A 24165-nucleotide genomic window follows, 5' to 3' on the forward strand; every position below is an offset into this window, starting at 1 on the left:
CGCGTCGGCAACCGAGCGGAGAGTTCTGATGACGCCTTGCAGTTGAGGCGCGATCAGAACCCCCCAGCCCCCTCGGGCACGTATCGTGCTCGCGGCCCTGTGGAGTTCACACCGCAGGAGATCGGCATGGACGTCATCAGCCATTTCGCAGCGCGCTACGAGCGCAGCAAGGTCGAGGAGCTCTCGCTGGAGGACTACCTCGCGGAGTGCAAGAAGAGCCCCCTGGCCTATGCGAGCGCCGCCGAGCGCATGCTGCAAGCCATCGGCGAGCCGCAGATGCTGGACACGCGCAACGACCCGCGCCTGTCGCGCCTGTTCGCCAACAAGACCATCAAGATCTACCCGGCCTTCGCCGAGTTCTACGGACTGGAAGAAGCCATCGAGCAGGTGGTCAGCTACTTCCGCCACGCCGCGCAAGGGCTGGAAGAAAAGAAGCAGATCCTCTACCTGCTGGGCCCCGTGGGCGGCGGCAAGAGTTCCATCGCCGAGCGGCTCAAGCAGTTGATGGAACAGGTACCGTTCTACTCGATCGCCGGCTCGCCGGTGAACGAGTCGCCGCTGGGCCTGTTCGACCCCATCGAGGACGGCCCGCTGATGGAGCGCGACTACGGCATCCCGCGCCGCTACCTGAACCGCATCCTGTCGCCGTGGGCGGTCAAGCGCCTGGACGAATTCGGCGGCGACATCCGCAAGTTCAAGGTCGTCAAGCGCTACCCCAGCGTGCTCAAGCAGTTGGGCGTCGCCAAGACCGAGCCGGGTGACGAGAACAACCAGGATATCAGCTCGCTGGTCGGCAAGGTCGACATCCGCAAGCTGGAGACCTATGCGCAGGACGACCCCGATGCCTACAGCTACTCCGGCGGCCTGTGCCTTGCGAACCAGGGCCTGCTGGAGTTCGTGGAAATGTTCAAGGCGCCCATCAAGGTGCTGCACCCGCTACTGACCGCCACGCAGGAGGGCAACTACAAGGGCACCGAAGGCTTCGGCGCGATCCCGTTCGACGGCATCGTGCTGGCGCACAGCAACGAGAGCGAGTGGAAGACCTTCCGCAACAACAAGAACAACGAGGCCTTCCTCGACCGCGTCTACATCGTCAAGGTGCCCTACTGCCTGCGCGTGAGCGAGGAGATCAAGATCTACGAGAAGCTCATCCGCAGCTCCTCGCTGGCCGAGGCCAAGTGCGCGCCCGGCACGCTGAAGATGATGAGCCAGTTCGCCGTGCTCACGCGGCTGAAGGAGCCGGAGAACTCGTCGCTGTTCAGCAAGATGCAGATCTACGACGGCGAGAACCTGAAGGACACCGACCCGCGCGCCAAGAGCTACCAGGAGTACCGCGACTACGCCGGCGTGGATGAAGGCATGAGCGGCATCAGCACGCGCTTCGCGTACAAGATCCTCTCCAAGGTCTTCAACTTCGACCCGGCCGAGGTGGCGGCCAACCCGGTGCACCTGATGTACGTGCTGGAGCAGCAGATCGAGCGCGAGCAGTTCCCCAAGGAGCTGGAAGAGAAGTACGTCGGCTTCATCAAGGAGCAGCTGTCGCCGCGCTACGCCGAGTTCATCGGCAAGGAGATCCAGACCGCCTACCTGGAAAGCTATTCCGAGTACGGGCAGAACATCTTCGACCGCTACGTGACCTACGCCGACTACTGGATCCAGGATCAGGAGTACCGCGACACCGACACCGGCGAGGTGTTCGACCGCGTCGCGCTGAACGCCGAGCTGGAGAAGATCGAGAAGCCCGCGGGCATCTCCAACCCCAAGGACTTCCGCAACGAGATCGTCAACTTCGTGCTGCGCGCGCGCGCCAACAACGCCGGCAAGAATCCGAACTGGACCAGCTACGAGAAGCTGCGCACCGTCATCGAGAAGAAGATGTTCTCCAACACCGAGGAGCTGCTGCCCGTCATCAGCTTCAACGCCAAGGCCAGCGCCGAGGACGCCAAGAAGCACGAGAACTTCGTGCAGCGCATGGTGGACAAGGGCTACACGGCCAAGCAGGTGCGGCTGTTGTGCGAGTGGTATTTGAGGGTACGCAAGTCCAGCTGAGGCGGTGAGGCATGTCCCTCCAACAGATCATTGATCGACGCCTTTCGGGCAAGAACAAGTCCATCGGCAACCGCGAGCGCTTCCTGCGCCGCCACAAGGACCAGATCCGCGAGGCGGTCAAGCGTGCGGTGGACGGCCGCGGCATCCGCGACATGGAGCGCGGCGAGGACGTGCACATCCCGAAGAAGGACTTGAACGAGCCCGTCTTTGGCCATGGCGACGGCGGCGTGCGCGAGGTCGTGCGGCCGGGCAACACCGAATACGTGAAGGGTGATCGCGTCGCCAAACCGAAGGGCGGGCAGGGCGGCGGCGCGGGCGGAGGCCAGGCCAGCGACTCCGGCGAGGGGGACGACGACTTCGTCTTCCAGCTCAGCAAGGAAGAGTTCATGCAGGTCTTCTTCGATGACCTGGCCTTGCCCAACCTGGCCCGCACGACGCTGGCGGACACGCCCGAATGGAAGAGCCACCGCGCCGGTTACTCGTCCGACGGCACGCCCACCAACCTGCACGTGGTGCGCTCCATGCGCGGCGCCCTGGGCCGGCGCATTGCCCTCGGCATGGACAAGCGCCGCGAACTGCACGAGCTGGAAGCCCGCGAGCAGGAGCTGCTGAAGGAAGACCGCCCCGAGACGCCACGGCTGCTGCTCGAGACCCGCTCGCGCATGCAGCACCTGCGCGAACGGCTGAAGGCCATCCCCTTCCTGGACCCCATCGACCTGCGGTTTCGTTCTCGCGTGCGCATCCCGGTGCCAACGACCCGTGCCGTCATGTTCTGCCTGATGGACGTGTCCGGCTCCATGGACGAGAGCCGCAAGGACCTCGCCAAGCGCTTCTTCATCCTGCTCTACCTGTTCCTGACACGGCACTACGACAAGATCGACGTCGTCTTCATCCGCCACCACACGCAGGCGCAGGAGGTGGACGAGCAGAACTTCTTCCACGCGACGGAGACCGGCGGCACCGTCGTGTCCAGCGCACTGGTGCTGATGGAGCAGATCATCCGCGAGCGCTACTCGCCGACCGAGTGGAACATCTACGGCGCGCAGGCCAGCGACGGCGACAACTGGCACCACGACAGCGGCCGTTGCCGCGAGCTGCTCAGCGCCAAGATTCTGCCGCTGTGCCGCTACTTCGCCTACGTGCAAGTGGCCGAGCCCGAGCAGAACCTGTGGGAGGAGTACGTGAAGCTCGCCGACGACGTGCCGCACTTCGCGATGCGCAAGGCCGTGGAGGCCTCGCAGATCTACCCGGTCTTCCGCGAGCTGTTCAAGAAGGAAGGGGCGCCGGCATGAGGTCCGAGCGCCGGGCCGCTCCCAAGCAGGACCGCCGCCCCTCGGGGAAGGGCCGGACGTACCCGTTGGACGAGGGGCAACCATGAGCACCCAGGAAGACCGTCGGCATCATGACCATCCGGCCTCGCCGCCCGCCGGCCTGCCCGACCGCCGCCAGCACCTGCCGCTGCAGCGCATGCAGCCCCTGCTGCAACGGCCGAGCCAGCCGCTGCCCTCGCCCAACGACTGGACCTTCGATCTCATCGAGGACTACCACGCCGTCATCCGGCAGACGGCCGAGCGCTTCGGCCTGGACACCTATGCCAACCAGCTGGAGGTCATCACCGCCGAGCAGATGATGGACGCCTACGCGTCGGTGGGCATGCCGGTGAACTACCGGCACTGGAGCTACGGCAAGGAGTTCATCAGCACCGAGCGCAACTACAAGCGCGGCCAGATGGGCCTGGCCTACGAGATCGTCATCAACTCCGACCCCTGCATTGCCTACCTGATGGAGGAGAACACGCTGGCCATGCAGGCGCTCGTCATCGCGCATGCCTGCTACGGGCACAACAGCTTCTTCAAGGGCAACTACCTGTTCCGCATGTGGACGGACGCCTCGTCCATCATCGACTACCTCGTCTACGCGAAAAACTACGTCGCCGACTGCGAGGAGCGCCATGGCGTGGACGCCGTCGAAACGCTGCTGGACTCCTGCCACGCGCTGATGAACCACGGCGTGGACCGCTACCGCCGCCCGGCCAAGCTGTCCCTCGCCGAAGAGCGCGCGCGGTTGAAGGACCGCGAGCAGCACGCGCAGTCGCAGATCAACGACCTGTGGCGCACGCTGCCCCGGCGGGCCGACCGCCCCGACGAGGCCGCCGAGAGCCGCCGCTTCCCTGACGAGCCGCAGGAGAACCTGCTGTACTTCATCGAGAAGAACGCGCCGCTGCTGGAGCCCTGGCAGCGCGAGATCGTGCGCATCGTGCGCAAGGTCGCGCAGTACTTCTACCCGCAGCGCCAGACCCAGGTCATGAACGAAGGCTGGGCCACGTTCTGGCACCACCGGCTGCTCAACCAGATGTACGACGACGGCTACCTGTCCGACGGCATGATGATCGAGTGGCTCAAGTCCCACACCAACGTCATCTACCAGCAGCCGGGCGCCAACCTGAACCCGTACGCGCTGGGCTTCGCGATGTACACCGACATCAAGCGCATCTGCGAGCAGCCGACCGACGAGGACCGCGACTGGTTCCCCGACATCGCCGGCAGCGAATGGCTGCCCACGCTCGACCACGCGATGCGCAACTTCAAGGACGAGAGCTTCATCGGGCAATACCTGTCCCCGAAGCTGATGCGCGACTTCCGCCTGTTCGCCATCCTCGACGACGAGACCAAGAGCGAATACGAGATTTCCGCCATCCACGACGAGGGCGGCTACCGCCACGTGCGCCAGGCGCTGTCGCGCCAGTACGACCTCTCCACGCGCGAGCCCAACATCCAGGTCTGGAACGTCAACCTGCGCGGCGACCGGTCGCTGACGCTGCGCCACGTGCAGCACCTCAACCGGCCGCTGCACGACAACGCGCAGGAAGTGCTCAGGCACGTGGGCCGGCTGTGGGGCTTCGGCGTGCAGCTCGAAAGCATCAACGGCCGCGGCGACGTGACGCGGCGATGGAGCGTGCCGGCTCAGGTGGGGTGATTCAGGAGGTCGCGCGCCGCCAGGGTTCGCGTCTGACGAGCAGCACGGCCGACACCAGCAGCAGCGTCAGCCCCGTCGCTGCTTCGGCCCAGATCGTCAGATTGGCCAGCAACGTGTGCTGCGAGCACAGGCCCAGCTGGTAGTGCAGCAGGCCATCCAGGCCCAGCGCACCCTAGACACCCAATGCCAGCAGGCCGAGCGCCGGCAATCCCAACCTCACCAGCGCGAGCGCCATGAGCCCCACGCCAGTGACGGCGAACCAGAACAGCCAGACCTTGCCCGGCGTCAGCCAAGCCGGCATGCCGGGGTAGAAGGCGATGTACTGCGCGTTGTGGCCGAAGTGGGCCAGGCTGGCCAGGAAGTAGGCCGCCACCAGTGCCGCCGGCGCGCGGCGTGACGTCCCGGTCATGGCGTCGCCGGCGCAGTGCCATAGCGCGCCTGCATCGGCTCGATCACCAGTTGCAGGCAGATCAACGCCGCGAGCTGGTCGTGCACTTCACCGCCCTGCCCCTGGCGCACCGCCTCGGGCATCGCCTGCAGGCGGGCCCGCGCGGCGACGATCTGCGGGTCGTCCTGCAAATCCCTGCGGCCGAACCGCGCGGCCAGCATTAGCGTGGAGGCCTGGACACCCTGTATGTATTCCGGCCGGCTCTTGAACTGCATCAGGAAGTCGACGGCGGCCGCCGTGTCCATGCCGAACGCACGCCCCAGCACGCCGGTCATCGCAGCCTCCGTCACCGCCAGGTCGCCCGGCCCGCCGGCCAGCAGCGTGGACAGGATGGCCGCATGGCTGGCCAGCACGCCGACGAGGAAGGGGTCGCCGGACAGGTCCGCGGCGCCGTCTCCCAGCGCCCGCTGCACGCCCACGAACACCTGCCATGCGTCCTCCGCGGCCGTCGCCGCGATGTCGACCGGCCGGTCGTCCTGCTTGTGCCTCTTCCACCAACCCGACATCAATCCACTCCCGCTCGGGCGCCAGTTCGTCCAGCGCCAGACGCCCCACCGGCGTCAACCTCAGCTCCCGTGACGCCGGCATCCGGCTCACCCAGCCACGCACGATCATCGCCTCCAACCACGTCCGTCACGCGCAGCAGCGCCTCCAGCGCATGCGCCACGTCGCCGTCGGCCAGCCCGAAGTAGCGGTGCCGCCCCTGCGGCCGCACGCGCGCCAGGCCTTCGTCGACCAGCAGCTTCAGGTGCCCCGACATGGTCGCCGCCGTCACGCCGGCGTGCCGGGCCAGTTCGCCCGCGGTATACAGCCGGCCGTCGAGCAGCCGCGCGAGCGTGCTCGCCCACGTCGCGTCGGCGATGGCCGCGGCGACGCGGGCGAGGCGGGGTTCTGCGGCGCTCATCGTGGGACTTGATCGCGGTCGTTCAGGCCGTAGTCCCACACAACGGCGGCGACGCGCAGCCGGTAGTCGGCGAACAGCCCGCCGCGCCCTGCCGCCTGCGCCGCGCGGTGGCGCTCCATCTCGCGCCCGCCGCGCACGGCATCCTTATCGCGTCAGAAGGACAGCGACAGCAGCTTGTCGGGCTTTGTCAGGCTCTGGAAGCGCTCCACCGAGATGAAGCCGTCCATGCGTTCCAGCAGCGGCTTCAAGGCGGCGGCGTGGTCGAGGTAGGCCTGCCGGCCGTCGGCGGTGCGTTGAACTTCGAAGATCACCGCAATCATGGCTGCACATCCTCACAGAAAGTGCGCCACTCGCGCAGAATGAAGCGCTGCCTTTGCGCGAACTCGAAGTGGGCCCGCGCCTTCGGGTCGGCCTTCAACCGCGCGCGGTAAGCCTCATAGTCGGCCAGCGTGTCGAAGCCGACCAGGCACCAGGCCTCGTGGTTCGTCCCTTCCCACGGCAGCCAGTAGCCCAGCAACCGGCCGGAGGCCAATTGGCACGCGAAGCCCACGGCCAGGCCCATGCCCGGCTCGTACCACCCGACCAGCGGGATAAACATGCCTCGTGACAGCGATTCGATGGGCGTCGCTATCTGACACAGGGGGAACTGAAGCTCCAGCAAGACATGGTAGCTACCGGCTTCGCGATCATCATGGCAACCCCGAGACGCTCAACCCGCGGATCTTGCCAGGATGCATGGGCGTGTCCAGCAGCTCGCAGCGCGCGATGGATACACAGAGATGGATGATCTGCATGGCAGTCTGCACGGGGCCACCAACACCGCTTCGGGCAGCGGGTGCACCTTGGCGGTCAGTTCGGTAATGACGGCGAGCATTCCTTCGCGGCGAAATCGGCCTCCTCGCGTTGAGGGTGATGCCCTGGAAAGCAAGCGGCGCCGCGACCGGGCCGGCGGCGAACGCGAGAAGGGGGCGGCGTTGCATGCGGCGCATCCGGTTCCGCTAAGCTGCGCCCCCATGCGCTCACGCCCTCTGCACGCCCTGGCTGTCATCGCGCTGGCGACGATCCTGACCGGCTGCGCCGTAACGTCGATGGAGGTCCTGCCACCCGACGCGCTCACGGCGGTGACCGCCTGGCCCGTCAGCGGCCGCCAAGGCTGGATGCCCGGGCGCAAGCTGCGCTTCGGCGACTACGTGACGCGCGACCTGACAAAGCGCCAGGAAACGAAGCAGGTCGCCTGCCCCAACGGCTGCTCGGGCGTTGACCTGGGCATCTACAGGCGCCACTTCGACGAAGCGTTCAGGACGGCCACGCAGCGCATGCACTACACGCTCGCGGGGCCGGCGGGCGCGGAGGTCGACGTGCAGCTGATCACGCAGATCGACCAGCAGCGCCGGGACTGGATCACCCGCTGGCTCGGCATGCCAACGGAGGCCGGCGGCGATGTCAGCCGCCAGATCGCCGTCATCGGCACGCTGCGGACCGCGGACGACCGCCAGCCGCCGTGGCGCTTCGCGTTGCGGGACGGTGCATCCAACGGCGCCGCGCTGCAAGGCTGGGCGGAGGACGAGCATGGCCGCCGCTTGGTGCTGACCCCCCTGCGGAAGGTCGCCGGCCGCCAGGCCGGCCTCCCCCTGCAGGCACCGGCCACCATGACGCTGGGCTATGCCTTCGAGCTGGACGGCCGCACCGTGGGTGCCGTCTCGACGGTGGGGCCGGGCCAGGTGTGGATCGACCCCGATGCCGCGCCGGACCTGCGCCTGTCCGTTGCCGGCCTGGCCTCGGCGCTGCTGCTGCAGAGCCCACTCATGCGCTGAAGATCTTCCCCGGATTCATGATTCCCAGCGGGTCCATCGCCGCCTTCACCGCGCGCATCATCGCCACGGCTTGCTCGCCGGTCTCGTCGACGAGGAATCTCTGCTTGTGCAACCCGATGCCATGCTCGCCCGTGCACGTGCCTTCCAGTGCGATGGCACGCGCCACCATCTGCGCGCTGAGCTGCTCGGCGGTCGCCAGCTCCCCGGGCAGCGCTGGGTCCAGCAGGTAGGCCATGTGGAAGTTGCCGTCGCCCACGTGGCCGACGATGAAGTAGGGCAGGCCGGCCGCCTCGACGTCGGCGATGCTCGCGTTGATGATCTCGGCCAGGCGAGAGATGGGCACGCAGGTGTCGGTCGTCACCGCGCGGCAGCCCGGGCGCATCTGCAGGCCCGAGAAATACGCGTGGTGTCGCGCCGTCCACAGCCGCGTGCGGGCCTCGGGCGTGGTGGCCCACTCGAAGGCCTCGCCGCCGTGGTCGGCCGCCACGTCCTGAACGACGGCCGCCTGTTCGGCCACGCCCGCCTCGCTGCCGTGGAACTCCATCAGCAGCATGGGCGCCTCCTTCAGGCCCAGCCTGTCGTGCGCGTTGACGGCCTTGATCGCGTTGGCGTCCAGCAGCTCGCAGCGCGCGATGGGCACGCCGAGCTGGATGACCTGCATGGCCGTCTGCACGGCCGCGTCGATGCTGGGGAAAGAGCACACCGCAGCCGACACGGCCTCGGGCAGCGGATGCACCTTGACGGTCAGCTCGGTGATGACGCCCAGCGTGCCCTCGCTGCCGACGAGCAGGCGCGTCAGGTCGTAGCCCGCGCTGCTCTTGCGCGCCCGCGAGCCGCTGCGCACGATGTCGCCGTTCGCATTGACGAAGCGCAGCGCCAGCACGTTCTCGCGCATCGTGCCGTAGCGCACCGCGTTCGTGCCGCTGGCGCGCGTGGCCGCCATGCCGCCCAGGCTCGCGTCGGCGCCGGGGTCGATGGGGAAAAACAGGCCCTCGTGCCTCAGCGCCTCGTTGAGCTGCCTGCGCGTGACCCCCGGCTGCACGGTCACCGTCAGGTCTTCGGCGTCGATGCGCAGGATGGCATTCATGCGCGACACGTCCAGGCTGATGCCGCCCTGCACGGCCAGCAGGTGGCCCTCCAGCGACGAGCCCGCGCCGTAGGGAATGACCGGCACGCGGTGCTGCGCGCACAAGGCCACCACGCGCGCCACGTCGGCCTCGCAGGTGGCGAACACCACGGCCTGCGGCGGCGGCACGTCGAAGACCGATTCGTCGCGGCCATGCTGCTCGCGCACGGCCAGCGCGGTGGAGCAGCGGTCGGCGAAGTCGGCGCGCAGCGCGTCCAGCAGCGCCACGGGCAGCGGCGGGGTGGCGAATGGGGCGTGCGGCGCGTTCATGAAACTCTCCCTGTCTGACACGCCATTGTGTTGCGCCTGCGCGGCCAAGCTGCCAGTATGGGCGCCACACCACTGCGGGAGACCCCTGCATGAGTCCCACCCTCACTTGGCTGTTGCTGATTGCCGCCGCGATCCTCATCGTGCTCGGCGCCGTGCGCTTCGACATGATTGCCGCACGCTGGCGCGAGCTGTTCATCGGCACGCCGCGACCCGAAACGCCGCCACCGCCCAAGATGGTGGCGCACGATCCGACCAACGAGCAATGACGGGCTGGCACTGAGCACAATGCGGGGCTTCACACCCTCGCATGGACGCTCATGGGCAACCGCCTCTCACAGATCGCAACCCGCACCGGCGACGACGGCACCACCGGTCTCTCCGACGGCAGCCGCGTGCCCAAGGACCACCTGCGCGTGCAGGCCATGGGCGACGTCGACGAACTCAACTCGCACCTCGGCGTGTTGCTGGCCGAGCCGTTGCCCGACGACATCCGCGAACTCATCGTCGTCATCCAGCACGAGTTGTTCAACCTGGGTGGCGAGTTGTCCTGGCCGGGTGGCGAACTCATCAAGGATGCCGCGGTGCTGCGCCTGGACGAGGCGCTGGCGCACTACAACGGCAGTCTGCCGCGGCTCAAGGAATTCATCCTGCCGGCCGGCACGCGCAGCGCGGCCATCGCGCACGTGTGCCGCACCGTCGCGCGCCGCGCCGAGCGCGCGGTCGTCACGCTGGCCGGGGTCGAGGCGATCAAGACGGCGCCACGCCAGTACCTGAACCGCCTGTCCGACCTGCTGTTCGTGCTGGCCCGCGTGCTCAACCGCGCCAACCTCGATGGCCTGGGCGGTGACGACGTCTACTGGCACAGCGAACGGCTCAAGCGCCTGGAAGACTGAGCGCGGACACATGCACCGGGCGGCGGCTGACCACCGCCGGCCGGCTCAGCGCCGCTGGTACATCTTCCAGGCCAACCAGACCCAGCGCGCCGCCCGCCACACCTGGCTGCGCCGGCGCTTGCCGGACACGGCGAAGAAGGCCGCACCACCGCCGGCCACGGCCAGCACGATGGGATCGGACATCCAGCCCTTGAGCCACAGCCAGCGCCGGCCCCAGACATCGGCGCGCGCGCCCAGATCCTCGGCATTCAGCATGACCTGATTGCGCACCAGCGCCGACGCCATCAGCAGGTCGGCCTTGCGCTGCGCGCGCTGCTGCGGGTCCGTCGGCAGGCGCGGGATCATGGTTGCGGCGCGTCACGGCGCAGCGCGTCGGCGTCCTCGCGCAGCTCGGACAGGCTGGACTGGAACAGCGACGGCGGCAGGCCGACGAGCGCCTTCACCTTCAGCACCGCGAACGCGGCCGCAGCCGCCAGCACGGCGGTAGCGCCCGCAAGAGCCAGCAGCGGATGGCTGTCCCAGAGAGCGACGACTGCCAGCATCAGCGCCATCAGCACGCCGAAGCCGGCCAGCAGCGCAGCCAGCACGGCCCACAGCAGCAGGTGGGCGATGCGCTCTTTCTCCTCCTGCGCCTCGATGGCCAGCAACTCGAGCCGGATGCGGCCCTGCGTCAGCAGCGCGGCGCCGAGCCGCCGCAGCGGCGCGGAGACGGGTTCTTGCGGATCGGTCAACGCGCGCTCAACGACGGCCGATCAGCACGCCCAGCGCCAGGCCGATGGCGGCTGCGACGCCGATGGCCTGCCAGGGGTTGTCGTGCACGTAGTCGTCGGTCGCCGTGGCCGCCGCCTTGGCGCGCTGCACGGCCTCGTGCTGGGCGTCCAGCAGCTTTTCCTTGGCACTGTCCAGCCGGTCGCTGATGCGGTCGCGCAAGGCCTTGGCCTCGCCTTCGGCCTGGCTGCCCGTGGCCTTCATCAGCGCGTCGATGTCGCTCATGACGGCATGGAAGTCGGCCGCCAGTTTTTCCTTTGCACGGGAGGTTTCGCTCATCACCAGCTCCTAGATCGGATATCACACACGTTTCTAGCCTAACGCGATTGGTCTGGGACCGGCACCCTTTGGCGCCCTGCGGCGGGCATGACGCGGGCTTGTCCTACAACGCGGCCACGGCCTGCCGCAATCGCGTGGCATAGGCCTCGCGCAAGTCCTGAGGCGCCACGACCTCCACCTGCCCCGCATGGCGCAGCAAGTCCATCAGCAGCTCGGTGTCGTCCACGTAGGGCAGCCGCAGCCGCCAGCGGCCGTCGGGCAGGAAGTCGCTGCGCTGCGCCGGGTGCCACTCCTCGCGCGACACCCAGGCCGCCGTGCCGGCGCTGAACACCAGCTCCGCCTCGCGCGGCGTCCCGCCGGCGAAGATGCCATAGCCCTGGTCCAGCTCCGCCTCCAATTCGGCCAGCGGCACGGGCCGGGCGGCGGTGTCCAGCAGCGTCGCGGCCTCGATGCCGTCCAGCGCGAAGCGGCGGTAGGCGTCGCTCGCGTGGCACCAAGCGTCCAGGTACCAGGCATGGCGGTGGTGCACCAGGCGCTGCGGCGACACCTCGCGCTCGCTGGCCTGCACGTCGGCGCGGTCGCGCTTCTTGCGGTAGCGGATGGACAACCGCCGGCGCTTCACGACCGCGCTGCCCACGGTCTCGAAACTGTCGCTGGCCATGCGCCGCCGCGCCGTGCCGATGAGCTTCACGCGCCGCCGCAGTTCGTCTGCCTCGGCGGCATCCACGCCCAGCATGCCGGTGATCTTGTCGAACATCGGCTGCAGGTGGCGGCCGACGATGCCCTGCTCGTCCAGGCCGGCCAGCATCTGCTGCATGGTCAGCAGCGCATGCAGCTCGGCCTCGTTGAACCACACGCCCGGCAGCTCGTGCCTGCCGCCGCGCCACTGCTCGCCGAAACGGTAGCCGTTGTCGGCGGTGTCGTACTCGATGGGCGCGTCCAGACGCTCGCGCAGGTAGGCCAGGTCGCGTTTCAGCGTCGCGGGTGACACCTCCAGCTCGGCCAGCAGTTCGGCAAACGACACGCAGCCGCGGGAGCGGATCAGGTGCTCGATCTTGTAGAAGCGCTCGGTGCGGTCCATGCTGAAAATATTTACAGTGGTTTCTCAGGTGGATCATCTCATGAGCCAGTGAGCCTCAACACTGCTGTCCAAGGCCCGCGAAACCCTCGGCGAGCCCCTCAGCCCCAGGAGCCCACCATGCAAGCCGCGATCAACCGCCCGTCCACGACCCTCCAACCCGTCGGTCACACGGCCCTCGTCCAGTTCGACCTGGACATGCACGAGGTGCCCGCCTCCGTCAGCGCCCACGAGCGCACCGGCCTGGCGCTGGGCCGCGCCCACGCGCTGCACGGCGTCACGCCGCCCATCGCCCACCTCTACCCGCAGTCGCCGCTGCAGCGCGGCTGGCTGGCGGCCCGCGGTCGCCCGGTGCGCACGCCGGCCAGCCCGCAGGTCGAGCAGTGGCTGGCACTGCGCACCCATGCGTGGGCACGTGGCCGCAGCTTCGAGGACATCCAGCTCACGCCGCACCACCTGGCGCAGCTCGACACCACCCACTGCCCCATCACCCGCGAGCTGCTCGGCGACGACAGCCGCAGCATCGACCGCGTGCGCGATGACGCCGGCTACGCGGCCGGCAACCTCGCCGTCATGAGCCGGCGCGCCAACCAGGCCAAGGGCAGCCGCGGCCAACGGGCGCTGGCCGACTTGGCCGCCAGCTGCGCGGCGGGCCCCATCACACGCATCGGCGGCCTGGCCGAAGCCGAATGGCGGCGCCTGGCCGTGCTGGCCAGCTTCGTCACACCGCTGCCGCACGACGAGGCCGCGCTGATCCCGCTGCACGTGCTGCCGCCCAACCGGCTGCGCCTGTTCAACCCCATCCAGGCGCTGCAGGCGCTGGTCACGCGCCAGCTCGCCACGCCGGGCTGGAGCGCCCGGCTGAGCCGCCTCGAAGCCCTGCTGCCGACCGATGCGCTGCGCACCGACTTCAACCGCTTCCTGCTGGCCCTGGCGCCTCGCGTGCTGGCGGCCAACGAGCTGCAGGAACCGCACGAGATCCGCTGGGCGCTGGAAGACGCCTGGGCCCAGCCGCTGGTGCAAAAGCGCTGGGCGCGCCTGGCGCTGCAGCTGACGCCGGAGCAGGCGGAAAACCTCGTCGAACGCGCCGCGGCCAAGAAGCTGTGCCCCGTGCACATCCAGCGCCATGACGACGCCACCGATGGCTGGGCGCTGGCCACGGGCGGCTACAGCAGCTGAAGCCGGTCAGCCCAAAATCAAAGCGCCCCGCAGGGCGCTTTTTGCTGCCGGCCGCGACGGCTCAGACCAGCGAACGGTGCAGGCGCACTTCCTCGACACGCGCGCCGCCGACCTCGGTCGTGCGGGCGCTGCCCAGCTCGCGCTTGAAGCCGGCCAGCTCGAAGAAGCGCAGCGCGCGCTCGTTGCGCAGGTAGCACCACAGCGTGGCCTTGGTGCAGCCTTCTTCCTGCAGGCCGTCGCGCGCGGCGTCCCACAGGGCCAGGCCCACGCCCTTGTCCCAATGCACGGGGTCGGCGAACAGCGCCCAGACCTCGCCCGTGGTGGCCGGCGTGCCCTTGTCGCGCGAACGGTCGAAGCCGACGAAGCCCATCACCTTGTTGTCGAGGTGGGCGACGATGACCTGCGGCTCGCACAGGTCGATGGCTTCACGCCAGAAGGCCTGGCGCTTCTGCACCGACATCGCATCCAGCGCGGCCGCAGGCAGCAAGGCCTTGTAGGCGTCCTGGCTGGAAGCGACGTGAATCTCGGCGATGGCTTTTGCATCACGCAGGGTGGCGGGGCGAACCTGGATCACGGACATGGAACTCTTGAACAAACACGCAGGGCGAAAGGGCGAGATTGTGAGTGCCATCCCGCGTAAGGCCCGCACTTGACAGAGTTTTTTTCTGTGCTCAAGCCGCCGCGCCGACGGCCCGGCGCGCCCTGACGTGGTCCACCAGTCCACGCCGCAACCCGCGCAGCGGCGTGCGTTGCAGGTGCGCGAGCAACGCGTGGTCCACGGCGACATCGCCCAGGTCCATCGCAAAGCGGCTCGCCACCTCGGCCCGCACCTTCAGCAGCAACTCGGCCGTGACGAGCGCATCGGCCTTGGCGCGGTGAGCGCGGCCGGCAAGGTTCAGCCCGTGAAACCGCACCAGAGCGCCCAGTGAATGGCTGCCGGCCTCGGGCCACAGCCGCCGCGACAGCAGCACGGTGCAGGCGAAGTCGTGCGACGGGTCTGCATCGACCGCCGCGCGCTGCATCTCGGCCTGCCAGAAACCCCGGTCGAACGCCGCGTTGTGCGCCACCAGCGGGCAGCCGCGCGTGAACCGCGCCAGCTCGCGCATGACGCTGGTCGAGTCGGGCGCGTCCGCCAGCATCTCGTTCGTGATGCCGGTCAGCGCCTGGATGTAGGGCGGCACCCAGGCGCCGCTGTTCATCAGGCTGGCATAGGTGTCGACCACCTCGCCACCGCGCACCAGCACGGCAGCGATCTCGGTGGCGCGGCCACCACTGGTGGGGCCCAGCCCCGTGGTCTCGAAGTCGATGACGGCGATGGTTTCCATCGTGCTCAGGGCTTCGCCGAGGCGTGCTTCGGCGGGTGTTTCAGGGCGTTCATTGCCAGCTTGCGCTCGACAGCGGCGTCCAGGTCCACGCCGGCGTGGTCGGCGATCTGCACCAGGTAGAGCAGCACGTCGGACAGCTCTTCGCCGAGGTGGCGACGCTGGTCCTCACCCAGCGCCTGCGACTGTTCCGGCGTCAGCCACTGGAAGATTTCCAGCAGCTCGGCGGCCTCGACCGTCATGGCCATCGCCAGGTTCTTGGGGGTCTGGTAGGGCTGCCAGTCGCGTTCGGCGGCGAAGTGGCGCAGGCGGCGCTGCAGGGCAGGAATATCCATGCCGGCAGTGTCCGATGTATTCAATAACGTATTCAAGTTTGAAAGGTAGTCACAGTAGTAGAGGGCGGCCTGTGCTGTGGACAAGGCCAAAAAGTCCAGTCGCGGCAAGCCTTTGGCTGGCGCACAAGCCTGTGCGCCAGCCCCTGTACGGCGGTGTTCGCGTTTGGGCACAACTTCGCCGGACGGCCTCGGCCTGTGGATATCTGCCCGGTTGTGCCAGCGTCATCCACAGGCTTGTGCGCAGGCCGCAAACCGTCGACGCGGTGTCGTGAAGGTTTCTTTACGCGCGGCGGCAGAAAAAACGCAACGGCAGGTCCGGGCGCTGCGGCTAGAGTGGCGCTCCCCGATTCGAATGCACCGCTGCGCGGTGTCGCCCAGGAGACAACAATGAAACCCTTCCCCACCCGGATCGCCGTGGCCTCGGCCGCGTTGTTGGGCGCCCTGATCGTGGCCGGATGCGGCGGCGGCGGCTCGGCGGACACGACGCCCAAGGTCGCCATCACCTCGGTCAAGGTCTTCGGCGACAGCCTGCAGGACAGCGGCACCTTCGGCTACAAGTTCACCGTCCAGGCGGCCAGCAACCCCATCTACGTCGAGCGCATCGCGGCCAACTACGGCCAGACGCTGTGCAACTTCTTCACCTTCACGGGCACGACCTTCGCGCCCAACACGGCCAAGACGGGTTGCACCAACTTCGCCATCGGCGGCGGCCGCATCACCTACACCGGTGCGGGTGCCAGCGCGGCCAACCCGCTCAACGTGGGCGTGCAGATGGCCACCTACGCCTCCGTCGGCACCTATGCGGCCGGTGACCTCGTCATCGTCGACGGCGGCGGCAACGACGCGGCCGACCTGGTGGGCGCCTACCTGAACATCCCCAAGGACGGGGCCGCGGCCTATCGTGGCCTGCTCGGTACGCTGCTCACGTCCACGCAGATCGGCACGGCGCTGGCCGGTGGCGCGACGACGACAGCGGGTATCGGCGGCGATTACATGAAGGCGTTGGCCGACAAGTTCTACGCGTCCATCAAGGCCAGCGTGCTGGACAAGGGCGCGACGCATGTCGTGATCATGAACATGCCCGACATCAGCTTCACGCCGCGCTTCCAGATGGTGCTGGACGGCATCGCCGCGGCCAGCGGCGGCGGCACGGCCGGTGCCACCGCCCGCGCGCAGTCGCAGGCCTTGTTCCAGGGCTGGATGACGGCCTTCAACGCCGAACTCGCCGCCAAGGTGGCCGGCGACGACCGGGTCGTGCTGGTGGACTTCTACAAGGCCTTCCAGGACCAGGTCGCCACGCCCGCCCAATACGGCCTGACCAATGTGAGCACGCCCGCCTGCCCCATCACGGGTGTGGGCAGCGACGGCCTGCCCACCTACACCTTCCAGACCTGCACGGACGCGGCCCTGTCCGCCAAGGCCGGCACGACCGGCCCCGACTGGTGGAAGACGTATGCGTTCTCCGACAGCTTCCACCCGACGCCCTACGGCCATCAGCTCACGCAGCAGTTGATCGCCAAGTCCCTGGCCACCAAGGGCTGGCTGTAAACCCGGCGCCCCATTCGGAGACAACCCATGAAAACCAAGTTCCTCCTCGGTGCACTGGCTGCCGTTCTCAGCGCCGGCAGCGCCTTCGCGCAGTCGGCCGGCAGCATCGTCGTCTACGGCGGCGGCGTGCAGATCCGCCCGCAGGTCGACAGCGGCGACCTGACGGCACCCAGCCTGCCGGGCACCAAGATCGGCGTGAAGAACGCCAGCCAGTTCGTCGGTGGCGTCACGTACTACTGGACCGACAACATCAGCATCGACCTGCCCATCTCGCTCGGGCCGTTCAAGCATGACGTCGTCGGCGCGGGCGCCATCGACGGGGTCGGCAAGCTCGGCACCGTCAAGGCGCTGCCGATCACGCTGCTGGGCCAGTACCGCTTCGGCGAGGCGAACAGCGTGTTCCGCCCCTTCATCGGCGCCGGCCTGACCTATGGCTACTTCTACAAGCCCAAGGCCACGGCCACGCTGTCCGGCATCACCGGCGGCACGCCCGCCAACCCGACGCTGCTGTCCATGAAGAGCCGCTTCGGCCCGACCGTGGAGCTGGGCGCGGCCTACAACGTGACGCGTGACTGGTCCGCCAGCCTGTCGGTCACCAAAACCTTCCTGAAGACCACCGGCAGCCTGTCCACCGGCCAGACCATCGAGACGACGCTGGACCCGGTGTCCATCAAGTTGGGCATCGGCTACCGGTTCTGACCTGGGGGTGTTCGCTTCGACACCAAGGGCTGGGCGACCAGCCCTTTTTCGTGGCCGGCCCGTGGCATGCTGTGCCGACAGACCTTGGAGGTGATCCCCATGTCCACCCTGGGCTTCAAGCCGACGGCCCTCATGCTCCCGATCGCGCTGGCGCTGGCCGCCTGCGGCAAGCCGCCGGATGCGCCGTTGCCGGCCCCGACGCCTTCAGCCGCTTCGGCGGCGGCCACCACCGAAGGCCCTGACCGCTGGATCGGTCGCTGGCAGGGGCCGGAGGGCATGTTTCTCGAGGTCGCCAGCGAATCGGGCGCCTACCGCGTCACCGTGCAGAACCTCGATGGCCCGCGCCGTTTCGAAGCCCGCGCTGCATCTGGCGGCGGCCTGAGCTTCGTGCGTGACGGCGTGACCGAAACCATCCGTGCCGGCCATGGTGCCGAGACCGGCATGAAGTGGCTGGCGGACAAGCAGGACTGCCTGGTCGTCAAGGCCGGCGAAGGCTATTGCTGCGGCTGACGAGTTGCCGCGCTGTCAGGATCTTGCGCGCTGCGCGACAGAGCCGCATGAAGACACCTCTCCTCGTCCTGCTGCTCGCGCTGGTCGCGCCTGCCGCCGCGCTCGCCCAGCCCAGCTGCCCCGGCACCACCGTGCAGAGCGGCGCCTCGGTGCCACGCGTGGTGGAGCTGTACACCTCCGAAGGCTGTTCGTCCTGTCCGCCGGCCGACCGCTGGCTGAGCAGCCTCAAGGGCCAGCCCGGCGTCATCGCGGCCGCCTTCCATGTGGACTACTGGAACGGCCTGGGCTGGCCCGACCGCTTCTCCAGCCCCGCCTTCACCGAACGCCAGCGGCAAGGCGTCGGCGTCAACGGGTCGCGCTATCCGTACACGCCGCAGGTTGTCGTCAACGGGCGCGACTGGCGTGGCGCCACGCTGCCTGCCGCCGCTGCCGAACCGGCGCGCGTGCGGCTGAGCTGGGCGCGCACCGCCCACGGTGAACTGACGCTGAGTGCCGAGCCGCTGGCCGGGGCACCGCCGCGCATCCAGGTGTGGTGGGCCCGTGTCGAAGACGGCCACCAGAGCCGCGTGCGAGCGGGCGAGAACCGCGGCGAGATGCTGACCCACGACAGCGTCGTGCGCGACTACGCACGGCTGCCGGCCTGGAGCGGCAGCACAGCCATGTCGTGGACCGTGCCGGTCACGCCGTCGGAGCCGGGTCATGCCAGCCGCTGGATCGCGGTGGCGGCCGATGCGCGCGACGGCAAGGTGCTGCAGGCGGTGGACATCGGCTGCTGAGCGGATGGCGCCGCTGGCCCGAATTTCAGCCCCGTTCGCCGCTCGATGGCCGCGCACCGTCGAGCGTCGCCCACACCCGCTAGGCGATGCCCACCACCTTGTGCATCTGCACCGACAGCCGCCACTGCGGATGCTGCATGCAGTAGGCCACCGCCGCCTTCGTGTGCTCGCGCTGCAGCACCGAGTCCATGGGCTGCAGGAAGAAGTGCTGGAAGTCCAGCCCGGCGAATCGTTCCGGCCGCGCCAGCGGCTGCGGGTAGACCAGCTTCAGCTCGTGGCCTGACGTCAGCACCAGCGGCGCGTCGGCCTTGGGGCTGACGCAGATCCAGTCCAGCCCCGGCGGCGCCGGCTGCGTGCCGTTGGTCTCCACGGCGACCTCGAAGCCGCGGGCGTGCAGCGCGTCGATCAGCGGCGTGTCCAGCTGCAGCAGCGGCTCGCCGCCGGTGCAGACGACGTAGCGCTTGCCGCCGGCCACGTCCGGCCAGGCCGCGGCGATGGTGTCCGCCAGCGCATCGGCCGTCGCGAACTTGCCGCCGCCTTCGCCGTCCGTGCCGACGAAGTCGGTGTCGCAGAACGTGCAGACGGCGGTGGCGCGGTCCTGCTCGCGGCCGCTCCACAGGTTGCAGCCGGCAAAGCGGCAGAACACCGCCGCGCGGCCGGCCTGGGCGCCCTCGCCCTGCAGCGTGAAAAACAGTTCCTTCACCGCGTAGGTCATACCGGAATCAGCTCCTCGGAATCCGCCCGGCTGACGATGGCGCCCGAGCCGCGCGTCTCGTACAGGTCCACGCGGTCGATCTGCGGCAGCACGGAGCCACCCTCGCGCAGCACCCAGGCGGCGATGCTGGCCGCATCACCGTCCGGCAGGTTCGCAATCTCGTACAGCGGGTGGTGGTCCAGCCGCTTGAAGATGGGGTTGAACAGCGCCTTCACGTCGCCGAAGTCCACCGTCCAGCCCATCACCTGGTCCAAGGGCGCTGCCAGGTGCAGGCGCAGCGTGAAGGTGTGGCCGTGGATGCCCGCCAGCGGATGACCGCCCGGCGCGTGCTTCAGGCGCACGGCGCTGTCCAGCGTCATCTCCTTCCAGATGCGGTAGCTCTGGCCGTTGAAGTTGGCACCGCTGGACCCGGTCTCGTAGACGGTCACCCAGCTCAGCTCGGGCAACTGGGGCTTGAGCCGCGCCCACAGCCAGGCCGAGAGGTTCTCGCTGGTCGGGTTGGACAAGCCCTCGATGTCGTTCAGGCAGCGGTAGTTCAGCGCGAAATGCAGCGGTGCCCAGACGGCGTCGAGGTGGTCGTAGTCGATGGCCAGGTCGCGCTCGCCGAGGTCGGCGTTGGCATGCAGGATCACCTCGAAGCCATGCCCATGCATGCGGCCGCACTGGTGGCCCAGAGGCACGTGGGGCAACTGGTGCGCGGCCTGGAAGCGGTAGCGGCGCCACACATGCGCATGGCCCGCGCCGTCCAGGTCCACGCCGCTGTGCGTGGTGCTCTGCACGCCCACCTGCACGATGCCTGGCACGTCCAGCCGCGAACGCAGCCAGCGCGCCAGGTTCTCGTCGGTGGGCTCGGCCAGGTGGTCGTTCAGCAGCGCATGGTCCAGCGGCGCGACGCTGTGGGCCATGCGGCTGCGCAAGGCCTCCACTTCGCCCCCCGGGAACGGCGCCCAGCCGGGTGGCAGCGCCGTGCGCACGGTGGCGAAATAGCTGTGGCCATGCAGCCGGTGGCTGCGGTGCGAGGCGGGCAGGGCGGGGATGCGGCAGGCCGACTCGAAGCCGGCCGAGGCGCAGTGCAGAACTGAAACAGACATGCGCCGATTGTCGCGGCCCGCGCCGAAGCCTTGTCGTCCAGGGGTCAGGCGAGGTGCGACGATGGCGGCCTCGGGCCGCACTTGACTTGAAGTGGGCTTGAACTTCTAGCCTCCCGTTCCATGACTGTTGCCGATCCCCTTTCCGCGTCCGCCGCGCCCACCGCAGCTCCGCAAAGCCTCTTCGCCCCCGGCCGCCGCGCCGCCTGCATCGGCGCCATCGCGCTGATCTCCATGCTGGCCTTCGAGTCCATCGCCGTCGCCACCGCCATGCCGGCCGTGGCCGAGGCGCTGGACGGGCTGCCGCTGTACGCGCTGGCCTTCGGCGCGACGCTGGCCACGTCCGTGCTGGGCATGACGGCCGCCGGCCAGCTCTGCGACAAGCGCGGCCCCTACCGCGCGGCGCTGTACGGGCTGTCCTTCTTCCTCGCCGGCCTGCTGCTGGCCGGCTTCGCGGCGAGCATGCCGCAGCTGGTGGCGGGCCGCGCGCTGCAAGGCCTGGGCAGCGGCGTGCTGGGCGTGACGCTGTACGTGGGTGTGGGCCAGGTCGTGCCTCAGGCCTTGCACCCCAAGCTGTTCGCGATGTTCGCGGGCGCCTGGGTGGTACCCGGCCTGGTGGGGCCGGCGCTGGCGTCGTTCTTCGTGCAGTGGATGGGCTGGCGCTCGGTGTTCCTGGCCGTGGCCGCCGCGGTGCCGGTGGCGGCGGCGCTGATGCTGCCGTCGCTCAAGCGCGTGGGCGCCGGCACCGGCGAGGTGCTGCGCTGGGGCGCGATGCGCTGGGCGCTGCTGGCCAGTGCCGGCGCGCTGACGCTGCACGCGGCCAGCCAGCAAAGCGGCGCGCAGTCCACGGCGCTGTTCGTCGGCGGCCTGGTCGCGGCCGGCTTCGCGGCGCGGCTGCTGCTGCCGCGCGGCACGCTGGTCGCCGCGCGTGGCCTGCCCACGGTGATCCTGCTGCGCGGCCTGATCGCCGCCACGTTCGCCAGCGCCGAGGCCTTTCTGCCGCTGCTGCTGACGCAGCATTTCGGCTGGAGCCTCACGCAGGCCGGCATCGCGCTCAGCGCCGGCGCGGTCACGTGGAGCATCGGCAGTGCCGTGCAGGCGCGTGTGCAGCGGCCTGACACACGGCGCCGGCTGCTGACGGGCGGCTTCAGCCTGGCCGCCGCGGGCCTGGCCGTCATCATGGCGCCGCTGCTGTTCACGCTGCCGTCGCTGCTGGTCTTCGTCGGCTGGTCGCTGGTGGGGCTGGGCATCGGGCTGTCGTTCCCGATGCTGTCGGTGATGCTGCTGAAGCTGTCGTCGCCCGCCAGCCAAGGCAGCAACACATCCGCGCTGCAGCTCGGCGATGCGCTCACCAGCAGCGCCGCGCTGGCGCTGGCCGGCCTGCTGTTCGACCCCGCCACGCGCCAGGTGCTCCCCGTGCTGGTGCTGGCGTTCACGCTGGCCGCGGCGGCTGCCGCCGTCAGCCCGCGCGCCCAGCCCGTGACGTCCTGAAAACGGTTTCGCGCGGTGGCACACTGCGCCCCACTTCTGCAGGAGTGGTCGCATGGGTTTTGTGACGCCGCGCACGATGGCGCGGGACTACGACGTGATCGTCGTCGGGTCGGGCGCGGGTGGGGGCCAGACGGCCTACACGCTGGCGCTGGAGGGCGTGAAGGTGCTGATGCTGGAGGCGGGTCGGCACTACGACTTTCGCACCGAGACGCCGATGTTCCAGACTAACGCGGACGCACCGCTGCGCGGCGCCAGCACGCCGGACAAGCCGTTCGGCTTCCATGACGCCACGGTGGATGGCGGCTGGCAGGTGCCGGGCGAACCCTACACGCAGGCCTCGGCGGACCCCGGGCAGCGCTTCGACTGGTGGCGCTCGCGCATGCTGGGCGGCCGCACCAACCACTGGGGCCGCATCTCGCTGCGCAACGGCCCCTACGACTTCAAGCCGCATTCGCGCGACGGCCTGGGCTTCGACTGGCCCATCGGCTATGACGACCTGGCCGGCTACTACGACAAGGTCGAGATGCTGGTGGGCATCTACGGCAGCAACGAAGGCCTGGAGAACACGCCCGACTCGCCCGAAGGCTGCCTGCTGCCGGCGCCGGCCATGCGCGTCGGCGAGCGCCTCATCAAGAAGCATGCGGCCACGCTGGGCGTACCCGTGGTGCCCATCCACCGCGCCGTGTTGACGAAGAAGCTGGACGACACCCGCATCCCGGCGCTGCTGCACCCCGGCAACCCGCGCGCGCAGGCGCTGGTGGCGCAGTCCATGCGCGAGCGCGCTGCCTGCTTTTGGGCCACGCCCTGCGGCCGCGGCTGTTCCATTGGCGCCACCTACCAGAGCCCGGCCGTGCACCTGCCGCCGGCACTGGCCAGCGGCCACCTGGACGTGTTGTGCGACGCGATGGTCTACGAGGTCACGATGGCCGGCGGCAAGGCCCGCGGCGTGCGCTTCGTCGACCGCAAGAGCGGCAAGCACATCGAGGCGAAAGCGCGCTGCGTCGTGCTGTCCGCCAGCGCCTGCGAGTCGGTGCGCATCCTGCTGAACTCCAAGTCGGCGGCCCACCCGCAAGGCCTGGCCAACTCCAGCGGCAAGCTGGGCAAATACATCATGGACACCGTGGGCAGCGATCTCAGCGGCCAGGTGCCGGCGCTGGAAGGCCTGCCGCCGCACAACGAGGACGGTGCCGGCGGCGCCCACGTCTACTCGCCGTGGTGGCTGTACCAGAAGCAGGGCAAGGACTGGGCGACCCAGGGCCTGGGCTTCCCCCGCGGTTATCACATCGAGATCAGCACCGGCAGGCGCATGCCCGGCGCCGGCACCGGCGCGGGCCTGGAGTGGCTGACGCAGGGCAGCTACGGCGCCGGCTTCAAGAAGGACGTGCGGCGCCTGTACGGCTCCTTCGTCTACTTCTCGGGCCGCGGCGAGATGATCCCGAACGAGCAGTCGTTCTGCGAGATCGACACGGCGACGAAGGACCGTTTCGGCATCCCGGTGCTGAAGTTCCACTGGCAGTGGGCCGAGCACGAGACCCGCCAGGCCGCGCACATGCAGAAGACGTTTTCCGACATCGTCTCGGCCATGGGCGGCCGAGTCAACGGCGGCCCCGAGCTGGACGGCAAGAAGGCCATCGCCCCGGGCGGCTCCATCATCCACGAGGTGGGCGGCGCCATCATGGGCAGCAGTGCCAGCAACTCCGTGGTTAATGAGTGGTGCCAGACCTGGGACGTGCCCAACCTGTTCCTGACCGACGGCGCGCCCTTCGTGTCCAACGCCGACAAGAACCCGACGCTGACCATCATGGCGCTGGCCTGGCGCACGGCCGACCACATCGTCGAGCGCTTCAAGAAGAAGGAGCTATAGCCGAGCCCCGGCCGTTGGCCGCTTGCCACCCGC

At 69.0% G+C, this 24165-nt stretch carries 28 protein-coding genes and 1 pseudogene; 13 read left to right on the plus strand and 16 right to left on the minus strand.

All coding sequences use genetic code 11. The features are described 5' to 3' along the window. Positions 1–126: 126 nt before the first annotated feature. The 3 genes from ACO07H_RS03100 (at position 127) to ACO07H_RS03110 (ending at position 5025) form a co-directional block, all read left to right on the plus strand. A complete protein-coding gene (locus tag ACO07H_RS03100; RefSeq protein WP_422011007.1) occupies positions 127–2049 on the plus strand; it encodes a PrkA family serine protein kinase in 1923 nt (640 codons plus the stop codon). An 11-nt stretch (positions 2050–2060) separates the two neighbouring features. Continuing rightward, a complete protein-coding gene (locus ACO07H_RS03105; protein WP_422011009.1) occupies positions 2061–3341 on the plus strand; it encodes a YeaH/YhbH family protein in 1281 nt (426 codons plus the stop codon). A 175-nt stretch (positions 3342–3516) separates the two neighbouring features. Then, entirely contained in the window at positions 3517–5025 is a 1509-nt protein-coding gene (locus ACO07H_RS03110) for a SpoVR family protein (RefSeq protein ID WP_422011651.1), read from the plus strand. Positions 5026–5197: 172 nt separating this feature from the next. Here ACO07H_RS03110 and ACO07H_RS03115 read toward each other — a convergent pair whose 3' ends face one another. From ACO07H_RS03115 to ACO07H_RS03140, 6 genes and pseudogenes are all read right to left on the minus strand, one after another. After that, entirely contained in the window at positions 5198–5434 is a 237-nt protein-coding gene (locus ACO07H_RS03115; RefSeq protein ID WP_422011011.1) for a hypothetical protein, read from the minus strand. Further along, a complete protein-coding gene (locus tag ACO07H_RS03120; RefSeq protein WP_422011013.1) occupies positions 5431–5979 on the minus strand; it encodes a hypothetical protein in 549 nt (182 codons plus the stop codon). Before ACO07H_RS03120 ends, ACO07H_RS03115 begins: the two co-directional genes overlap by 4 nt. Continuing rightward, entirely contained in the window at positions 5979–6377 is a 399-nt protein-coding gene (locus tag ACO07H_RS03125) for an ArsR/SmtB family transcription factor (RefSeq protein WP_422011015.1), read from the minus strand. The genes ACO07H_RS03120 and ACO07H_RS03125 overlap by 1 nt, the downstream gene beginning before the upstream one ends. Next, positions 6374–6697: pseudogene (locus ACO07H_RS03130) on the minus strand (antibiotic biosynthesis monooxygenase family protein). The gene ACO07H_RS03125 and the pseudogene ACO07H_RS03130 overlap by 4 nt, the downstream one beginning before the upstream one ends. Next, positions 6694–6939 (minus strand): NIPSNAP family protein, encoded by a 246-nt coding sequence (locus ACO07H_RS03135; protein ID WP_422011653.1) that lies wholly within the window; start codon positions 6937–6939, stop codon positions 6694–6696. Before ACO07H_RS03135 ends, ACO07H_RS03130 begins: the two are co-directional and overlap by 4 nt. Positions 6940–7066: 127 nt before the next feature. Next, entirely contained in the window at positions 7067–7357 is a 291-nt protein-coding gene (locus ACO07H_RS03140) for a hypothetical protein (RefSeq protein ID WP_422011017.1), read from the minus strand. 33 nt (positions 7358–7390) lie between these two features. Here ACO07H_RS03140 and ACO07H_RS03145 point away from each other — a divergent pair, with 33 nt between their 5' ends. Beyond that, on the plus strand, positions 7391–8191 hold the full coding sequence (locus ACO07H_RS03145; protein WP_422011019.1) for a hypothetical protein: 801 nt from the start codon (positions 7391–7393) through the stop codon (positions 8189–8191). On the opposite strand, the gene ACO07H_RS03150 is transcribed toward ACO07H_RS03145, so the two are convergent. After that, positions 8181–9587, minus strand: coding sequence for an FAD-binding oxidoreductase (locus tag ACO07H_RS03150; protein WP_422011021.1), 1407 nt, complete (start codon positions 9585–9587; stop codon positions 8181–8183). The two genes, ACO07H_RS03145 and ACO07H_RS03150, sit on opposite strands and share 11 nt — an antisense overlap. A gap of 89 nt (positions 9588–9676) precedes the next feature. Between ACO07H_RS03150 and ACO07H_RS03155 the strand changes: the two genes are divergently transcribed. After that, on the plus strand, positions 9677–9853 hold the full coding sequence (locus ACO07H_RS03155) for a hypothetical protein (protein ID WP_422011023.1): 177 nt from the start codon (positions 9677–9679) through the stop codon (positions 9851–9853). Between the two features lie 51 nt (positions 9854–9904). Further along, positions 9905–10480 (plus strand): cob(I)yrinic acid a,c-diamide adenosyltransferase, encoded by a 576-nt coding sequence (locus ACO07H_RS03160; protein WP_422011025.1) that lies wholly within the window; start codon positions 9905–9907, stop codon positions 10478–10480. Positions 10481–10525: 45 nt separating this feature from the next. On the opposite strand, the gene ACO07H_RS03165 is transcribed toward ACO07H_RS03160, so the two are convergent. From ACO07H_RS03165 to ACO07H_RS03180, 4 genes are all read right to left on the minus strand, one after another. Next, positions 10526–10825, minus strand: coding sequence for a hypothetical protein (locus ACO07H_RS03165; protein ID WP_422011027.1), 300 nt, complete (start codon positions 10823–10825; stop codon positions 10526–10528). Next, a complete protein-coding gene (locus ACO07H_RS03170) occupies positions 10822–11211 on the minus strand; it encodes a phage holin family protein (protein ID WP_422011029.1) in 390 nt (129 codons plus the stop codon). The genes ACO07H_RS03165 and ACO07H_RS03170 overlap by 4 nt, the downstream gene beginning before the upstream one ends. 7 nt (positions 11212–11218) lie before the next feature. After that, positions 11219–11527 (minus strand): DUF883 family protein, encoded by a 309-nt coding sequence (locus ACO07H_RS03175; protein ID WP_422011031.1) that lies wholly within the window; start codon positions 11525–11527, stop codon positions 11219–11221. A gap of 103 nt (positions 11528–11630) precedes the next feature. Beyond that, the gene (locus tag ACO07H_RS03180; protein ID WP_422011033.1) at positions 11631–12608 is read right to left on the minus strand and encodes a helix-turn-helix transcriptional regulator; all 978 of its coding nucleotides are present in this window, start codon (positions 12606–12608) and stop codon (positions 11631–11633) included. Positions 12609–12725: 117 nt separating this feature from the next. On the opposite strand from ACO07H_RS03180, the gene ACO07H_RS03185 reads away from it, so the two are divergent. Beyond that, positions 12726–13784, plus strand: coding sequence for a hypothetical protein (locus ACO07H_RS03185; RefSeq protein WP_422011035.1), 1059 nt, complete (start codon positions 12726–12728; stop codon positions 13782–13784). Between the two features lie 61 nt (positions 13785–13845). Here the strand turns inward: ACO07H_RS03185 and ACO07H_RS03190 are convergent, their stop codons facing one another. From ACO07H_RS03190 to ACO07H_RS03200, 3 genes are all read right to left on the minus strand, one after another. Further along, positions 13846–14364, minus strand: coding sequence for a GNAT family N-acetyltransferase (locus tag ACO07H_RS03190; RefSeq protein ID WP_422011037.1), 519 nt, complete (start codon positions 14362–14364; stop codon positions 13846–13848). A gap of 91 nt (positions 14365–14455) precedes the next feature. After that, positions 14456–15109 carry a PolC-type DNA polymerase III gene (locus ACO07H_RS03195; protein ID WP_422011039.1) on the minus strand — a complete coding sequence of 218 codons (654 nt, stop codon included), beginning with the start codon at positions 15107–15109 and terminating at the stop codon, positions 14456–14458. Positions 15110–15114: 5 nt separating this feature from the next. Continuing rightward, complete coding sequence (locus tag ACO07H_RS03200) at positions 15115–15441, minus strand: nucleotide pyrophosphohydrolase (RefSeq protein ID WP_422011041.1); 327 nt, start codon at positions 15439–15441, stop codon at positions 15115–15117. 387 nt (positions 15442–15828) lie between these two features. Here ACO07H_RS03200 and ACO07H_RS03205 point away from each other — a divergent pair, with 387 nt between their 5' ends. The 4 genes from ACO07H_RS03205 to ACO07H_RS03220 all read left to right on the plus strand — a co-directional run bounded on the left by ACO07H_RS03205 (position 15829) and on the right by ACO07H_RS03220 (position 18974). Next, positions 15829–16989, plus strand: a complete 1161-nt coding sequence (locus ACO07H_RS03205; protein ID WP_422011043.1) for an SGNH/GDSL hydrolase family protein — start codon at positions 15829–15831, stop codon at positions 16987–16989. 27 nt (positions 16990–17016) lie between these two features. Next, the gene (locus ACO07H_RS03210; protein WP_422011045.1) at positions 17017–17688 is read left to right on the plus strand and encodes an OmpW/AlkL family protein; all 672 of its coding nucleotides are present in this window, start codon (positions 17017–17019) and stop codon (positions 17686–17688) included. Between the two features lie 99 nt (positions 17689–17787). Then, positions 17788–18198 (plus strand): hypothetical protein, encoded by a 411-nt coding sequence (locus ACO07H_RS03215; RefSeq protein WP_422011047.1) that lies wholly within the window; start codon positions 17788–17790, stop codon positions 18196–18198. Positions 18199–18245: 47 nt separating this feature from the next. Continuing rightward, a complete protein-coding gene (locus ACO07H_RS03220) occupies positions 18246–18974 on the plus strand; it encodes a DUF1223 domain-containing protein (RefSeq protein WP_422011049.1) in 729 nt (242 codons plus the stop codon). A gap of 79 nt (positions 18975–19053) precedes the next feature. On the opposite strand, the gene queE is transcribed toward ACO07H_RS03220, so the two are convergent. Together queE and ACO07H_RS03230 are read right to left on the minus strand one after the other, a co-directional pair. Further along, a complete protein-coding gene (queE, locus tag ACO07H_RS03225; RefSeq protein WP_422011051.1) occupies positions 19054–19689 on the minus strand; it encodes a 7-carboxy-7-deazaguanine synthase in 636 nt (211 codons plus the stop codon). Further along, positions 19686–20780: a 6-carboxytetrahydropterin synthase gene (locus ACO07H_RS03230; RefSeq protein WP_422011053.1), complete on the minus strand. Its 1095-nt coding sequence runs from the start codon at positions 20778–20780 to the stop codon at positions 19686–19688. Before ACO07H_RS03230 ends, queE begins: the two co-directional genes overlap by 4 nt. A 120-nt stretch (positions 20781–20900) precedes the next feature. Between ACO07H_RS03230 and ACO07H_RS03235 the strand changes: the two genes are divergently transcribed. Next, complete coding sequence (locus tag ACO07H_RS03235) at positions 20901–22268, plus strand: MFS transporter (RefSeq protein WP_422011055.1); 1368 nt, start codon at positions 20901–20903, stop codon at positions 22266–22268. Between the two features lie 52 nt (positions 22269–22320). Next, positions 22321–24132 carry a GMC family oxidoreductase gene (locus tag ACO07H_RS03240; RefSeq protein ID WP_422011057.1) on the plus strand — a complete coding sequence of 604 codons (1812 nt, stop codon included), beginning with the start codon at positions 22321–22323 and terminating at the stop codon, positions 24130–24132. The last annotated feature ends 33 nt before the right edge of the window (positions 24133–24165 follow it).

It is taken from the genome of Roseateles sp., assembly GCF_965229315.1.
Taxonomy (GTDB): Bacteria; Pseudomonadota; Gammaproteobacteria; order Burkholderiales; family Burkholderiaceae_C; genus Pelomonas.

Coding starts and splice junctions, on each gene's coding strand:
- queE (WP_422011051.1), bottom strand. CDS start 19,689: ATGACCTACGCGGTGAAGGAACTGTTTTTCACGCTGCAGGGCGAGGGC.
- ACO07H_RS03110 (WP_422011651.1), top strand. CDS start 3,517: ATGCAGCCCCTGCTGCAACGGCCGAGCCAGCCGCTGCCCTCGCCCAAC.
- ACO07H_RS03230 (WP_422011053.1), bottom strand. CDS start 20,780: ATGTCTGTTTCAGTTCTGCACTGCGCCTCGGCCGGCTTCGAGTCGGCC.
- ACO07H_RS03175 (WP_422011031.1), bottom strand. CDS start 11,527: ATGAGCGAAACCTCCCGTGCAAAGGAAAAACTGGCGGCCGACTTCCAT.
- ACO07H_RS03125 (WP_422011015.1), bottom strand. CDS start 6,377: ATGAGCGCCGCAGAACCCCGCCTCGCCCGCGTCGCCGCGGCCATCGCC.
- ACO07H_RS03155 (WP_422011023.1), top strand. CDS start 9,677: ATGAGTCCCACCCTCACTTGGCTGTTGCTGATTGCCGCCGCGATCCTC.
- ACO07H_RS03120 (WP_422011013.1), bottom strand. CDS start 5,979: ATGTCGGGTTGGTGGAAGAGGCACAAGCAGGACGACCGGCCGGTCGAC.
- ACO07H_RS03115 (WP_422011011.1), bottom strand. CDS start 5,434: ATGACCGGGACGTCACGCCGCGCGCCGGCGGCACTGGTGGCGGCCTAC.
- ACO07H_RS03240 (WP_422011057.1), top strand. CDS start 22,321: ATGGGTTTTGTGACGCCGCGCACGATGGCGCGGGACTACGACGTGATC.
- ACO07H_RS03105 (WP_422011009.1), top strand. CDS start 2,061: ATGTCCCTCCAACAGATCATTGATCGACGCCTTTCGGGCAAGAACAAG.
- ACO07H_RS03215 (WP_422011047.1), top strand. CDS start 17,788: ATGTCCACCCTGGGCTTCAAGCCGACGGCCCTCATGCTCCCGATCGCG.
- ACO07H_RS03150 (WP_422011021.1), bottom strand. CDS start 9,587: ATGAACGCGCCGCACGCCCCATTCGCCACCCCGCCGCTGCCCGTGGCG.
- ACO07H_RS03210 (WP_422011045.1), top strand. CDS start 17,017: ATGAAAACCAAGTTCCTCCTCGGTGCACTGGCTGCCGTTCTCAGCGCC.
- ACO07H_RS03195 (WP_422011039.1), bottom strand. CDS start 15,109: ATGGAAACCATCGCCGTCATCGACTTCGAGACCACGGGGCTGGGCCCC.
- ACO07H_RS03140 (WP_422011017.1), bottom strand. CDS start 7,357: ATGCAACGCCGCCCCCTTCTCGCGTTCGCCGCCGGCCCGGTCGCGGCG.
- ACO07H_RS03190 (WP_422011037.1), bottom strand. CDS start 14,364: ATGTCCGTGATCCAGGTTCGCCCCGCCACCCTGCGTGATGCAAAAGCC.
- ACO07H_RS03220 (WP_422011049.1), top strand. CDS start 18,246: ATGAAGACACCTCTCCTCGTCCTGCTGCTCGCGCTGGTCGCGCCTGCC.
- ACO07H_RS03205 (WP_422011043.1), top strand. CDS start 15,829: ATGAAACCCTTCCCCACCCGGATCGCCGTGGCCTCGGCCGCGTTGTTG.
- ACO07H_RS03145 (WP_422011019.1), top strand. CDS start 7,391: ATGCGCTCACGCCCTCTGCACGCCCTGGCTGTCATCGCGCTGGCGACG.
- ACO07H_RS03165 (WP_422011027.1), bottom strand. CDS start 10,825: ATGATCCCGCGCCTGCCGACGGACCCGCAGCAGCGCGCGCAGCGCAAG.
- ACO07H_RS03160 (WP_422011025.1), top strand. CDS start 9,905: ATGGGCAACCGCCTCTCACAGATCGCAACCCGCACCGGCGACGACGGC.
- ACO07H_RS03100 (WP_422011007.1), top strand. CDS start 127: ATGGACGTCATCAGCCATTTCGCAGCGCGCTACGAGCGCAGCAAGGTC.
- ACO07H_RS03235 (WP_422011055.1), top strand. CDS start 20,901: ATGACTGTTGCCGATCCCCTTTCCGCGTCCGCCGCGCCCACCGCAGCT.
- ACO07H_RS03135 (WP_422011653.1), bottom strand. CDS start 6,939: ATGGGCCTGGCCGTGGGCTTCGCGTGCCAATTGGCCTCCGGCCGGTTG.
- ACO07H_RS03180 (WP_422011033.1), bottom strand. CDS start 12,608: ATGGACCGCACCGAGCGCTTCTACAAGATCGAGCACCTGATCCGCTCC.
- ACO07H_RS03200 (WP_422011041.1), bottom strand. CDS start 15,441: ATGGATATTCCTGCCCTGCAGCGCCGCCTGCGCCACTTCGCCGCCGAA.
- ACO07H_RS03185 (WP_422011035.1), top strand. CDS start 12,726: ATGCAAGCCGCGATCAACCGCCCGTCCACGACCCTCCAACCCGTCGGT.